The following is a 13,841-nucleotide window of genomic DNA, read 5'->3' on the forward strand; positions in this document are numbered from 1 at the left end:
AATAAAAATAATTTTTGTAATAGCAATAGAATCTGATAATTAAATTTAATTTTTCTATTGGATATTTTTAGTATAGATAAAAAAATCCGCTTTGTAATGTTTACAAAGCGGATTATGTATTTTTAATAATCAACTTATTTTGTTGGTGTTGGTGTCGCTGGTGCAGTGCTGTTAACAGGAGTTTTTGCAGGAGCTTCTGTTTTAGCAGGAGCAGCATTGGTAGGTATAACTTGGGAAGGTTTACCGGTAAGGATAACGCTCAAAAGGATCAAAACCACAATTGTAGTTCCTAATGTCCAAGTTGCTTTCTCCATAAAATCATTGGTTCTCTGAACACCAAATGTAGCAGAAGATGTTCCGCCAAATGTTCCGGAAAGGCCGCCTCCTTTTGGGTTTTGCGCCATAATGATGATAACTAATAAAATGCTGGCAATTATAATAAGGATCATAAACAGCGTAAATATTGTGCTCATAGTATCGTCTTAGTAATAAATTTTGAAGCGCAAATATATGGATTATAATTAATTAATGGAAACATATTTTTTACAATTTTTGGTACCCCGTATTTTCAGCATTACATCAATATTCTTTAACTTCGCCATGTTTATAATATAAACAATGAAAATTTTCTTTTAAAATGAATTTAAAACAACTTCTTGTTGCAACTGCAGCACCTCTTATGATGAATGCACAGCAGGTGATGACGCCGGAAATTATGTGGACAATGAACCGCCTTGGTGTTCAGTCCGTTTCGCCGGATCATACTTCTTTGATTTACAAAATCAGCAAAACAGATCTTAAAACCGAAAAGTCAAAATCAGAAAGTTATTGGCTTAACACTTCCGGGGTTTCTTCAAAAATAGATTTGGGTAAGAAAAGCCTTATCCAGTGGAACAAAAACGGTATCTACGCGCTGGAAAACAATAAAATTTTCCTGTCGAAGGATTCAGGTAAAACCTGGTCAGAATTCTTTGAGATAGGAGAAGTTGACAATATTGTTATTTCTCCTGATGGTAAAAAAATAGCTTTCAGCAAGGCTGTTCATATAGAAAATGTGATGGGAAAAGACAAGTACAAAGATCTTCCCAAAACAACCGCTCAGATTTATACAGATCTCAACCACCGCCATTGGGATGCCTGGAACGAAGGTTCCTACAACCATATTTTTACAGTGAATGTTGCTGATTCTGTTGATAAAGCCAAAGATCTGCTGGAGGGCAAAGCGTTTGATTCGCCGCAGAAACCTTTTGGAGGTGCCGAGGATTTTGTATGGAGTCCGGATTCTGAGGAATTATTGTATGTGACCAAAGCCAAATCTGGTTCCGAGTATGCACAAAGTACCAACACGGATATATTTGCCTATAATCTGGCATCAGGTAAAACTGCCAATATTACAGAGGGGATGAAGGGGTATGATGTCAATCCAAAATTCAGCAATGATGGGCAATTCCTACTTTGGAATTCGATGGAAAGGGAAGGTTACGAAGCGGATAAAAATGATATTGTCATTATGGATTGGAAGTCCAAAACGAAAACCAACCTTACCAAAGCTTGGGACGAGAGTGTAAGCGGTGATGTGCAATGGGCATCGGATTCTAAGTTAATTTATTTTACATCAGCCTTCCGAGGCACCAAACAGTTGTTTTCCGTAGATGTGAAAACCAAATCGGTAAAGCAAATTACCAAAGGCGAATTTGATATTAATGACATCATCCTAGAAAATAAAGGTCAACTTTGGGTTACAAAAACGGATATCAACCACAGTGCCGATATCTATGATGTTAACCTGAAAAACGGTTCTCTCAAGCAGATTACAGATATTAACAAAGATCTTTATGCCCAACTGACGCCTGGAAAATCCGAGCTAAAAATGGTTAAAACGTCTGATGGTAAAGAGATGGGTGTTTGGTTCCATTATCCACCTAACTTTGATCCGAATAAAAAATATCCGACTTTGGTTTATTGCCAGGGTGGCCCACAATCTGCATTAACGCAGTTTTTCTCCACCAGATGGAATTTTGCCCTCATGGCTGCCAACGGTTACATTGTAGTAGCGCCAAACCGAAGAGGAATGCCGGGCTGGGGTGTGAAATGGAATGAAGAAATCAGTGGCGATTGGGGCGGACAACCCATCCGCGATTATTTGGCAGCTACGGATTATGCAAAATCTTTACCTTATGTAGATGGCAAAAGGTTAGCGGCTGTTGGAGCAAGCTATGGCGGTTATTCGGTATATATGCTGGCTGGTGTTCACGAGAACCGTTTCAAGACTTTTATTGCGCATGATGGATTATTTGATATGAAATCTTGGTATGGTACCACCGAGGAACTTTGGTTTGCCAATTGGGATTTGGGTGGTAATTATTGGCAAAAGCCAACCCCAAAATCTTATACCGACTTTAACCCAAGTAATTTTGTAGACCGTTGGAACAAACCGATTATGGTTATACAGGGCGGGATCGATTTCCGGGTGCCTTATGAGCAGGGGCAAGAAGCTTTTCAGGCTGCCAAGCTGAAAGGTCTTAAAACGAAATTTCTTTATTTCCCCAACGAAAACCACTGGGTACTACATCCGCAAAATGGTTTGGTGTGGCAAAGGGAATTTTTTGAATGGCTGAAGGAAACTCTGTAGGCATTTCAATTTTAAATTTGATAACATTATCCGTAGAAAATCTTTACACGAGTTTTCTGCGGATTTTTTTTGCGTTAATTTTTAGAAAATGTGATGGGGATAATTTTATTAAATTGATCTTTGTGATGAGTTTTAAAGTTTTTGCCGTTTAGGGTACCTTTGCAATCTTTGCGAAAGCTTTTACATCAATTAAAAACAGAATGAAGCATATAAAACATCTTTACCTTTTAGCCTTTATTTTATTAATCCAGATTTCCTGTGCGGTACATCAGGCCGATTATGGTAAAAAAGCCATCGGTTTTGAGAAGGTTCCGCCTATTAAAGACAGTATTATACATACGTTTTACCTTTTGGGCGATGCGGGAAATCTGGATCAGGATGAAGCTTTTCATAACGTGGCAATTCTGAAAGATTCATTGTCGAAAGCTCCTGAAAATAGTACATTGATATTTCTCGGAGATAACATCTATCCTGCCGGAATGCCAAAAAAAGATGATGATAACCGAAGTCTGGCGGAAAAAAAGATGGATAATCAAATATCGCTCGCCAAAGATTTTAAAGGGAACACCATTTTCATTCCCGGCAACCATGATTGGTATAACAACGGGATCAAAGGGCTGAAACGTGAAGAAGATTATGTGACAGAAAAACTAGGAGATAAAAATGCCTTCTCTCCCAGAAATGGATGCCCAATAGAAACCAGGAAAATCAATAAAAAGCTAAGCCTTATTTTAGTAGATACAGAATGGGTTTTGGCTAATTGGAGTAAAAATCCCGGTATTAATGAAAAATGCGACATCAAAACAAGGGAGGATTTTTACACCGAGTTTGAAGATCAATTGAACAAAAATCAAAACAAAACGATAATTGTGGCGACACATCATCCGCTGGTAACTCACGGTTCGCATGGTGGTTATTATTCCTGGAGAAAACAGCTTTTTCCGTTGGAACATCATTTTCCGTTGCCTGTTTTGGGATCGGTGCTTAATCTTTTGCGTGCAACGGGCGGCGTTACACATCAGGATATCAGCAATCAGAATTATAAAAACATGGCAGACCGGCTGAGAACATTAATCAGCGGTAGAAAAAATGTGATTGTTGTTTCCGGACACGATCATAATGTGCAGTATATTCAGCAAGGGGATTTTCGGCAAATTATTAGTGGTGCAGGTTCCAAAACCGAAGCTGCAAAAGCCGTGGGGAAAAATGATTTCTCTTATGGGGAAAATGCCTATGCCACACTCAGAATTACCGAATCTGGCAACGCAGAAGTCAATTTTTACAGCCTAAATGCGCCAAAATCAAAGTTATTGTACAGAAAAACAGTTTTGGGGAAAGAAACAAAACTCAATAATGATTATCCTAAACATTTTGCGGCAACTACAACAGCTTCTGTTTATGATTCTACGATGACCAAAAAAAGTGGTTTTTACAAATTGCTTTGGGGCGAGCATTATCGGGATTATTATTCCAGAGAAATCAGAGTCAAAAATCTGGAATTGGATACACTCTACGGCGGTGTAAAACCAGACAGGGCAGGCGGCGGCCATCAGACCAAATCTCTGCGGTTGGAAACTAAAAACGGTAACGAATATGTGATGCGTGCCCTCAAAAAAAGTGGTGTAAGGTTTTTACAGTCTGTGGCGTTTAAAAACCAATATGTGGTGGATGATTTTGAAGGAAGTTATGCCGACAAATTTCTGCTGGATTTTTACACAACGTCGCATCCTTATACGCCGCTGGTCATTGGTAATATGGCTGACAATCTGGGAATCCGCCATACCACACCACAACTGTTTTACATTCCCAAACAAAATACTCTGAAAAATTATAATGAGAATTTTGGTAACGAATTGTATTACCTGGAAGACCGCCCAATGGAAACCGAGGAAAATCCTAACAAAGTTATCGGAACAGACGAAGTCATTTTAAATCTTGCCAAAGACGAAAAATATAAAATGGATGAAAAAGCGTGGATTAAAGTACGTTTGTTCGATATGCTGATTGGTGACTGGGATAGGCATCAGGATCAATGGAAGTTTGTGGCGCAAAAGAAGGACGGTAATGTGGTTTACACGCCAATCCCAAAGGATCGAGATCAGGCATTTGCAAAATATGATGGTTTGATTACCAGTATTCTGATGGATTTTCCCGAACTAAAACACATGCAGACTTTTGATAACCGAATCAAAAACCTGAAGTGGTTTAACAGGGAACCGTATCCCTTGGATCTTATTTTTGCCAAAAATACTGTGGAAAATGACTGGCAGGAAACTGCAAAGTATATGCAGGAGCATCTTTCCGAAGCGGATATTAGGCAGGCCTTCAAAAATTTGCCTGTGGAGGTTCAGGATCAGGTTTCGGAAAGTCTGATTCAGAAATTATTAATCAGAAAAGCGGATCTTCCAAAATATGCTTCCTCTTATTTTAAACTGTTGCAGCAGAAAGTTATTCTTACAGGTACCAATAAAAAAGACCGTTTTGTTATTACAAGATTGCCTAATAATACTACCGAAATCAAGGTTTACCGAATGAAAAAAACGGGTGAAGAGCTAGAATCTTCCAAACTATATTCGGGGAAAATTACCAAAGAAATCTTAATCTATGGCTTGGATGATGATGATATTTTTGAAGTGCTGGGTACCGAAAAATCAAGTATCAAAGTCAAGCTTTTGGGTGGCTTGGATCAAGATCAATATGTGGTTTCTAATCCTCATAAAATCAAAATCTATGATTACAAAAGCAAGAAGAATAATTATGATGCTGCCCAAAATGTGAGAAAGATATTGACGGACAATTATGATATCAATCAATATAATTATAACAATGCCAAGTATAATGTGTTTACCACTTTTCTGGATTTCGGTTTTAATCCGGATGATGAGGTCGCCATTGGAGGGAATGGGGTTTATACGGTGAACAATTATGTAACTGGCAAATTTTCCCAGAAACACCATGTCAAAGCCAATTATTTCACAGGGACAGAAGGCTACGAGCTGGCGTATCAGCTAGAGTTGCCAACATTGCGAGGGGAGTGGTTTTATGGTCTCGATACACACATAACCAGCTCGCATTATATCCGTAATTTTTTTGGTGTTGGTAACGAGACTGTTAATCCAAAAGATGATTACGGTGATCATTTTAATAATGTTCGAGCCCGGGAATTTGCATTTTCGCCTTCTGTAAACTGGAGCAGAAATGCCGCAAACTTCACTGCAAAGATCAATTATGAAATTCTTCAGGTGGAGAAAACGGCCAACCGGTATGTCTCTCTACCGGGAATTGTTGATGAGGATGTATTTCACGCCAAGCAATTTGGTGGTGCGGAGCTTTCTTTCAATTACGAAAATTATGATAACCGAGCGAATCCAAAACAGGGAATGAAATTCGATGTTAAAACCTTATGGAGTACCAATTTGAAGGAATTTGACCGCCAGTACGGCTACATTCAGGCAGGTTTAGGATTTTTGCATTACCTGACAAATAATCAAAAACTGGTATGGTCATCCTATGCTAATGCCAAATGGCTTTTGTGCAACGGCTACGAGTTCTATCAAATGGCGACATTGGGTGGCAACAGAGATCTCCGAGGCTTCCGGTTTAACAGGTTTTACGGTAAAAATGCTTTTTATCAGACTTCTGACCTGCGCTATGAAGTCGGTAAAATAAGGAATTCGATTTTGCCTTTGAGCTATGGCTTTTTCGGTGGATTTGATCTTGGCCGTGTCTGGAATCCTAACGAATACTCCAAAAAATGGCATAATTCTTATGGCGGCGGATTTTGGTTAAATGCCGTGGATGCTATTTCTGCTAATTTGTCGTACTTCCGTTCTGCAGATGGCGGCCGTGTGGTTGTGGGAATTGGCGGTACTTTTTAAAATATTTTTCGTCCGATTTATCAAGCTTATTTCAACTTCAATTGATAAAGGTTTCCGTTGTGGGATTTGTCGCCTTCATCGGTCATCAGGATCGTTTTTTCATCTTTGAAACAAAGACCTTCTTTCTGTGTGTGATGATTCAGTTCAATTTTTTCGATATTTCCCGAGAAGAAATTGTTGCCTTTCCATTTGGTGAAAATCCAGACTTTGTCGGAGCTTAGAATGGCCACTTTATCCTTATTCGGGCTGATGTCTGCGCTTGTCACCGCACAATGGTTGAATTGCTCACAAGTCACAAAACTTCCAATTTTATTGGCAGGCAATTTTTGGGTTGGATTATTGTCAACTTCATAAAGAACCGTTGTTCCGTCGAATTTAGAACTTCTGTTTTTCGTAAAAAGGTAAAACTTATTGTTATGGATAAAGAATGATTCTACATCAAAAATGCGGTCTTTCTTTTTTGGGGGGAATTCGGTTTGTTCCGGATAATAGAATTGAACGATGGATTTTGCTTTGGCTTGGTCTTTGTCAAGATCAGCAGCGTCGATTTTATAAATGGCCAGGTTTTGCCTGTCATTGTCGTTGTTTCCAAAATCCCCGATATAGATATTGCCTTCGTCATCAGAAGTTAGATCTTCCCAATCATTATTTTCGACGTTGGTTATCGTTACTTTTTTTTGCATTTTCCCTTGCTCATCAAATCCAAATAGCACGTTGTGGTTATGATTATCTTCGATGGTCCATATGAGCGGCGATGCTTTAGAAATCTCGCAGGCAGAGGCTTCCTTAAGTTGCTTAGGAAGTTTAGTGATGACAGAAAAGTTTTCCTGAGTTTGCGAGCAGGACATTGTAATAGAAAATAATGCTAAAATGGAAAGTGCTTTCATCTTTTTTATTGATTTTTCTGAAGGTCAGGTGCAAAACCTATTTTATCTACATGTATTTGCTCAGATGAAAGTAATGAAATACCAGGATATAAAAAAATGCACAATTGTAAAAATCGTGCATTTTTTTTGTTAAAACTCAATCTTAAAGGATCAGCATGGCATCTCCGTAAGAGTAGAATTTATATTTTTCTTTAATCGCTTCATCGTATGCCCTCATGATAAAATCTTTATTGGCAAACGCTGCAATCATCATGATTAATGTAGATTTTGGCGTGTGGAAGTTGGTAATCATCGCATTGGCAACCCCGAAATCGTGTGGCGGATAGATAAATTTGTTGGTCCAACCACGGTAAGCCGATATTTTTTTGTTAGAAGAGACAGACGTTTCCAGCGCTCTCATTGTAGTGGTCCCTACGGCGCAAACGCGGCGGCCTTCTTCCACAGCTTTGTTAATGATGGCTGCATTTTTCTCATCAATAATGGCTTCTTCGGATTCCATTTTGTGCTTGGAAAGATCTTCAACTTCGATAGGGTTAAAAGTTCCCAAACCAATGTGGAGCGTAATCTCAGCAAAATCGATCCCTTTAATTTCCATCTTTTTCAAAAGATGTTTGGAGAAATGCAGACCTGCTGTAGGTGCTGCAACAGCTCCTTCCACTTTGGCGTAGATTGTCTGGTAACGTTCAGCATCTTCTGGCTCTACCTCTCTCTTGATGTATTTAGGAAGCGGTGTTTCTCCCAGTTCTGTCAGTTTTGCACGAAACTCTTCATAAGAACCATCAAAAAGGAATCTAAGTGTTCTTCCTCGGGAAGTGGTGTTGTCAATTACTTCTGCAACAAGGGATTCGTCCTCGGTAAAGAATAATTTGTTACCAATTCTGATTTTTCTTGCAGGATCTACCAATACGTCCCAAACGCGTGTTTCCGCATCCAGTTCTCTCAATAGGAATACTTCTATTTTAGCACCGGTCTTTTCTTTGTTACCGAATAATCTTGCAGGGAAAACTTTGGTATTGTTGAAGATGAAAAGGTCTTTTTCATCAAAATAATCAATTACATCTTTGAAAAGACGGTGCTCGATCGTTTCAGTTTTTCTGTTAAGGACCATCAGTCTAGCTTCATCGCGGTTTTCTGAAGGATGCTCGGCTAATAATTCTGCCGGCAAATCAAAATTGAAATCAGATGTTTTCATAAAATTTACGGATTTTATTTTTTAAGGACAGGCAATGCCTGAGGTTAAATTTTTTCGAACTGCAAAGATACGAGATCAGAGAGCCTTTGTCAAGTAATAGTATAATTTAATTTTCACTTAAATAATTAAGAGGATTATTGAAATTTTGTGAATTTTATTTTAAAGCCTTTTATTTTTCCTTCAAAATCTAAAAACGTTAAGCAAAAAAGGCGGTTTAATAATAGATGAAAAAATTTAAATCAGCAATTTCACCACATTCTACAAAGTAGTGAGGTTATTTTGCTGTGAAAGTATATGACATATTTGCCCAAAAAACTTCATCATTTGCACTCTTCATTTCGGATGAATTTTGGAAGGTATTAATTCCAAAGACATCCTGATATTTTGTAATTCCCATTTTGGTAAATCTGCTAAAGGACGAACCAGATTCGCCTAAATTCTTTTTTATGTAGTAAAAGGATTTAAAAAAATCAAATTGTCTATTTTTCTTATTCAATATGCCAACGAAATTTTTAGTGCCAGATATGTAGATTGAGTCATTTGCAAGGTCTATTGAATACTCAATAATATTTTTCCCTAAATTGAAATGGATAGTTTTATTCTTAATATCAACATCTATTTGCTGATATTCTGGCGTGGAATATGAATCCCAATTTTTTTTAATAAACTCCTCTTTCGGATTCTCTTTCATTCCTAAAGGACCTTTGTACAGCACAATCTCACTTACTTTGTAGGAATTGCTGTAAACAAAATTATAAGATGTCTTTTCTGAAGGCGCTATCACTTCTGCATCTTCATTGTTTCTACCACATGATGTAACAGCTAAAGTGATAAGTATCAAACTTATTGTTTTTAATATTTTCATTTTATTCTAATTGATATTAATTTTTTTTTCAAATCTGTAAAAATCTACAATATTTTTTTATAAAATATAAACTTTGCAGGACTGTACACAATTATCTTAACTATCGTTCTACTAAGTAATGTCAAGTAGAAATAATTTTTGTAAAAATAGACGAATTTGGCTTATTATTAACTACACTTTTGTGTAGATTTACGATGTTCAAACTGTATATATGGAGGATTTTAAAAAGTTTTTTTTCACTAAGAATATGATTGCGGAGAGTGATAAAACAAGAGAATATGAAGAAGAAAATTACTTAGAAACTATAGAAGCTTTTGCTCGTCTGACTTATCAAAGTATATATGTTATTGATTACGCCAACCAGACATTTGAATATGTTTCTGAAAATCCTTTGTTTTTGTGCGGCTATCGAGCTGAAGAAGTTAGGAAGTTGGGATATAATTTTTACTTTAGTAATGTGAAGAAAGATGATTTAGAATTATTATTTAAAATCAATAAAGAAGGCTTTAATTTTTTTGACACACTAGAGACTGAAGATCGAAAACTATATTCTATATCGTATGATTTTCATCTAATTAATAAAAATAAATCAACAACTTTAATAAATCATAAACTGACACCATTGTTTTTGTCAGATGATGGTAAAATATTGAAAGCACTATGTATTGTCTCACTTTCACCAAATCATTCTTCTGGAAATATTAAAATCAGTAAACACGGATCTGATGACACGTGGGAGTATAATATTTTTAGTGAAAAATGGCTTCTCAAAAAGAAAATTGAATTATCTAGTAGAAATCTCGAAATTTTACGACTTTCCGCCCAAGGATTAACTATTAGTGAAATTGCAGAAAAAATTTGTATCTCGGTAGACACTGTAAAATTTCATAAGAAAAAATTGTTTGCCCAACTTGAAGTATCAAATATGACTGAAGCGTTGATGCACGCGGCTTATAATAAACTGTTATAATTTAAAAATCATTTCCAAATCAAAAATTTTTACAAACGTACATTTCATTTTAGGATAAGAATAAAGACTATTTTGAAATATAATAGATTGGATCTTCGAAGATAAATTAGAAACTTCTCATTTAAAATTCAAAATCTACGTTTAAGTGATGCACAAATTTTTTTCATTAAAGTTTAAACTACCTTTAAATTTTTTTTGAATTTTAGTATTGATATTTGGATTTTTCTGTGAAAAACAGTTAATTTAGTGCATTTAAAAGTAGTTTTGATAATTAATTAGCCTTGTTATGAATATTGAAAATGAAAATCCTGAGAATGAAAATTTGATTTCGGAAAGTAATGTTACTGATAATCAGTCTTTAGGAGAAGCTTCACCAGTAGAAAAAGCTGTAACAGAAACCGATTCAACAAAACAGGATGCTGCGCAGCATGAAGAGGATTTTTCTCTGCTTTCTCCCAAAGAAGCGCTGGATGAGATGGAAAATATCGTTAACAAAGCTGATGCCGCTGCTTTTTCCAAACGTTTCAATGCGTTAAAAGATTATGTTTCCCAAAAATTAACAGGCGAAACGGAAGCCAAAAAACAGCAATATTTGGCAGAAGGCAATGCTGAAGAGCATTTTGATAACCACCATCCGCTAGCATCCAAACTAACTGCTTTGGTTAATATTTACAAAGAAAAATTAGATACTTTTCACAAAGCTCAGGAGATAGAACATCAGAAAAATCTGGATGAGAGGCATGCGATTATAGAACGTCTAAAAAATCTCTATACCAGTTCTGAGCCAGGAACTAATCTTTTCAAAGCGATCAGAGAAATCAAGGAAGCCTGGGGAAATGCCGGTCAGGTTGCCAAATCGGAATTTAAAAACCTTAATAATAATTATTTCCATCATCTTAAAATGTTTAATGAGATGTTGGATCTTAATAAAGAATATTTGGGGCAGGAATTTTCCCACAATCTGGAAAAGCGCAAGCAGATTATCAACCGCGCGAAAGAACTACTGGACGAAAAAGTGGTACAGAAAGCTCTGAATGAACTCCAATATCTACATAAACTGTGGAAAGAAGAAGCCGAGCCTGTTGCTGAGGAATTCCGCGAGCAGACTTGGGATGAGTTTAAAGAGATTTCCAACAAAATCCATGAACGTAAATCCGAACTGATTGCTGTTTTGGAAACTGAACAACAAGAGAATCTTGAGAAGAAAAATAAGATCATAGATGAGCTGAAAACGCTTGCTGCACCACAGAATATTAATCATTCTTATTGGCAGCAAGCCATCAAAAAAGTAGAGGATCTCCGTACCGAATTTTTGAAACTGGGTGCTGTGCCTAAGAAAATATCCAATCAAAATTGGACGGATTTTAAACAGACGCTCAAAGATTTTAACACGGCAAAAAACGATTTTTATAAAAACCTGAAAGGTTCTCAGATCGAGAATCTGGAGAAAAAGAATGCTTTGATCAAAACAGCGCAAGACAATATGGCTTCTGAGGATTGGGATACGGTGGTGCCGCTTTTCAAAAAACTTCAGGAGGAATGGAAAACAATTGGCCATGTGCCAAGAAGTCAGGCCAATAAAGTTTGGGATGATTTTCGGGATGCCTGTAATACTTTTTTCAAAAATTACAGGGATAAAAATAATGCTGCCGGAGACAACTGGAAAGAGAATTATAAAAATAAAAAGGCATTGTTGGAGGAATTAAAAGCTCTAACGGACGAAGAAGGTTCTATTGAAAAAATTGAAACAATCAAAAATAGCTGGAACGCTATCGGGAAAGTGCCAAAAGATAAACTGGCTATTAATACAGAATTCAATAAAACTTTGAGGGAAAAACTAAAACTCAACAAAATTAATGAGTTTGACCTTAAGGAAGAAAACCTTTCTGAGAGCCAGCTAACAGATAAAGCCAGAAAGGTTAAAAACCAAATTGCAGACTTGGAAGCAGAGGTGGTTCAGTTGGAAAATAACTTGTCATTCTTCAGTTCGCCAAACCGTGATAATCCACTTTTAAAAGACACCTACGAAAAATTGGACAATAAAAAAGAACAGTTAGAAGGTTTAAAACAGACGCTTCATAACATTATTGCCGGAGAATAACCGCCCAATGACAGTAAAATTAAATCCTCTACATCAGAGGATTTTTTTGTTAAAAAAACCTTAGAATATTTTGTGAAAAATGATATTCTTTCTTTTCGATAAAAACTTGTGAAATTCCGAGGTTGTTCCATAAACATTTTGGAACTTTGCAACTTAATTTAATCGTTATGATAAAACCTGTATTAATTGTTTTTGGCTGTCTGGCTATGGGCAACCTTATTGTTGCTGCCACAGGGCTGCCACTTCCCGCAAGTATTATTGGCATGATACTACTTACGATTCTCTTCATTACCAAATTGGTAAAAGTAGAAGAAGTGAAGGGGCTTGGTGATTTTTTTAACTCGCACATGTCTTTTTTCTTTGTTCCAGCAGGTGTATCTGTAATGTTGTATTTGAATGTTATCGAGGGCCAGTTTTTACCTATTGTTGTATCGGCTCTAGTGAGTACCATTATCGTTATTGTTGCAACTGGCTGGACACACCAGCTGATGCGTTCTAAAAATAAAAAGAAATGAAAGAAGCCATTTTTAATCCAACATTCTTTATTGCCATCACCGTAGGGGCTTTTTATATAGGGCTTCTCATACAGCGGAAAACCAAAAGTCTCCTTCTTAATCCCATCTTGATTGCAATGATTTTGCTTATCATCTTTTTGGAGGTGTTTCACATAGATTATGCCACCTACCATGAGAATAGCAAACTTATCGATTTTATGTTACAACCGGCGATTGTTTGCCTTGCAATTCCTCTTTATCAGCAGCTCAAAAGAATCCAGCAGCAGATTTTGCCATTGTTGGTAAGTTCTTTGGTTGGTTGTTCGGTTGGAGTCATTAGCGTTGTAACAATCGCTTGGGCAATGGGAGCACCAAAAGAAATTATTTTGTCTTTGGCTCCAAAATCTGTGACCACACCTATTGCGATGGAAGTGTCAAAAACTATCGGAGGAATCCCTGCACTTACATCGTGTGTTGTTATTTTTGTAGGCATTTTTGGGGCTATTTATGGCTACATTATTCTCAAAAAATTACGAGTGCAAAGTCCAATAGCACAAGGTCTTTCAATGGGTATGTCGGCTCACGCTGTAGGAACCTCAAAATCCATGGACATTAGTGCTTCGTATGGAGCTTTTTCAACTTTAGGACTTATTATTAATGGAATTCTTACCGCATTATTAACGCCCTACCTGGTAATGTTAATGCAATATATTTTAGGTTTTTAAAAAAGTCAGTAGAAGACATTTTTTTTAAAATTATATGCTGCTTTATTTTATATGAAGCAGTTTTTTTATCGTTGATTGATTTCTATTAAAATTATAA

General features: G+C 36.7%; 10 protein-coding genes. 6 read left to right on the forward strand and 4 right to left on the reverse strand.

From position 1 onward, the window contains the following. Positions 1 to 134 precede the first annotated feature (134 nt). Positions 135 to 473 carry a preprotein translocase subunit SecG gene (gene secG, locus AC00Y6_RS09965; RefSeq protein ID WP_474490471.1) on the reverse strand — a complete coding sequence of 113 codons (339 nt, stop codon included), beginning with the start codon at positions 471 to 473 and terminating at the stop codon, positions 135 to 137. Between the two features lie 164 nt (positions 474 to 637). Here secG and AC00Y6_RS09970 point away from each other — a divergent pair, with 164 nt between their 5' ends. Further along, positions 638 to 2,632 (forward strand): S9 family peptidase, encoded by a 1,995-nt coding sequence (locus AC00Y6_RS09970; protein WP_474490472.1) that lies wholly within the window; start codon positions 638 to 640, stop codon positions 2,630 to 2,632. Positions 2,633 to 2,832: 200 nt separating this feature from the next. Beyond that, the gene (locus tag AC00Y6_RS09975; protein WP_474490473.1) at positions 2,833 to 6,510 is read left to right on the forward strand and encodes a metallophosphoesterase; all 3,678 of its coding nucleotides are present in this window, start codon (positions 2,833 to 2,835) and stop codon (positions 6,508 to 6,510) included. A 26-nt stretch (positions 6,511 to 6,536) separates the two neighbouring features. Here the strand turns inward: AC00Y6_RS09975 and AC00Y6_RS09980 are convergent, their stop codons facing one another. From AC00Y6_RS09980 to AC00Y6_RS09990, 3 genes are all read right to left on the reverse strand, one after another. Beyond that, positions 6,537 to 7,397 (reverse strand): hypothetical protein, encoded by an 861-nt coding sequence (locus AC00Y6_RS09980; protein WP_474490474.1) that lies wholly within the window; start codon positions 7,395 to 7,397, stop codon positions 6,537 to 6,539. A 142-nt stretch (positions 7,398 to 7,539) separates the two neighbouring features. Next, positions 7,540 to 8,589, reverse strand: coding sequence for a tRNA preQ1(34) S-adenosylmethionine ribosyltransferase-isomerase QueA (gene queA, locus AC00Y6_RS09985; RefSeq protein ID WP_474490475.1), 1,050 nt, complete (start codon positions 8,587 to 8,589; stop codon positions 7,540 to 7,542). A gap of 274 nt (positions 8,590 to 8,863) precedes the next feature. Next, positions 8,864 to 9,454: a hypothetical protein gene (locus tag AC00Y6_RS09990; protein WP_474490476.1), complete on the reverse strand. Its 591-nt coding sequence runs from the start codon at positions 9,452 to 9,454 to the stop codon at positions 8,864 to 8,866. 211 nt (positions 9,455 to 9,665) lie between these two features. Between AC00Y6_RS09990 and AC00Y6_RS09995 the strand changes: the two genes are divergently transcribed. From AC00Y6_RS09995 to AC00Y6_RS10010, 4 genes are all read left to right on the forward strand, one after another. Continuing rightward, positions 9,666 to 10,424, forward strand: coding sequence for a response regulator transcription factor (locus AC00Y6_RS09995; protein ID WP_474490477.1), 759 nt, complete (start codon positions 9,666 to 9,668; stop codon positions 10,422 to 10,424). 286 nt (positions 10,425 to 10,710) lie between these two features. After that, positions 10,711 to 12,525, forward strand: a complete 1,815-nt coding sequence (locus tag AC00Y6_RS10000; RefSeq protein ID WP_474490478.1) for a DUF349 domain-containing protein — start codon at positions 10,711 to 10,713, stop codon at positions 12,523 to 12,525. Positions 12,526 to 12,692: 167 nt separating this feature from the next. Next, the gene (locus AC00Y6_RS10005; protein ID WP_474490479.1) at positions 12,693 to 13,040 is read left to right on the forward strand and encodes a CidA/LrgA family protein; all 348 of its coding nucleotides are present in this window, start codon (positions 12,693 to 12,695) and stop codon (positions 13,038 to 13,040) included. Next, positions 13,037 to 13,744, forward strand: a complete 708-nt coding sequence (locus AC00Y6_RS10010; RefSeq protein ID WP_474490480.1) for an LrgB family protein — start codon at positions 13,037 to 13,039, stop codon at positions 13,742 to 13,744. Before AC00Y6_RS10005 ends, AC00Y6_RS10010 begins: the two co-directional genes overlap by 4 nt. Positions 13,745 to 13,841 lie beyond the last annotated feature (97 nt).

Source organism: Epilithonimonas sp., from assembly GCF_056329745.1.

Bases quoted from the DNA above. Each gene is read 5' to 3' on its own strand.
- AC00Y6_RS09990 (WP_474490476.1), bottom strand. From the start codon at position 9,454: ATGAAAATATTAAAAACAATAAGTTTGATACTTATCACTTTAGCTGTT.
- AC00Y6_RS09995 (WP_474490477.1), top strand. From the start codon at position 9,666: ATGGAGGATTTTAAAAAGTTTTTTTTCACTAAGAATATGATTGCGGAG.
- queA (WP_474490475.1), bottom strand. From the start codon at position 8,589: ATGAAAACATCTGATTTCAATTTTGATTTGCCGGCAGAATTATTAGCC.
- AC00Y6_RS10000 (WP_474490478.1), top strand. From the start codon at position 10,711: ATGAATATTGAAAATGAAAATCCTGAGAATGAAAATTTGATTTCGGAA.
- AC00Y6_RS09970 (WP_474490472.1), top strand. From the start codon at position 638: ATGAATTTAAAACAACTTCTTGTTGCAACTGCAGCACCTCTTATGATG.
- AC00Y6_RS10010 (WP_474490480.1), top strand. From the start codon at position 13,037: ATGAAAGAAGCCATTTTTAATCCAACATTCTTTATTGCCATCACCGTA.
- secG (WP_474490471.1), bottom strand. From the start codon at position 473: ATGAGCACAATATTTACGCTGTTTATGATCCTTATTATAATTGCCAGC.
- AC00Y6_RS10005 (WP_474490479.1), top strand. From the start codon at position 12,693: ATGATAAAACCTGTATTAATTGTTTTTGGCTGTCTGGCTATGGGCAAC.
- AC00Y6_RS09980 (WP_474490474.1), bottom strand. From the start codon at position 7,397: ATGAAAGCACTTTCCATTTTAGCATTATTTTCTATTACAATGTCCTGC.
- AC00Y6_RS09975 (WP_474490473.1), top strand. From the start codon at position 2,833: ATGAAGCATATAAAACATCTTTACCTTTTAGCCTTTATTTTATTAATC.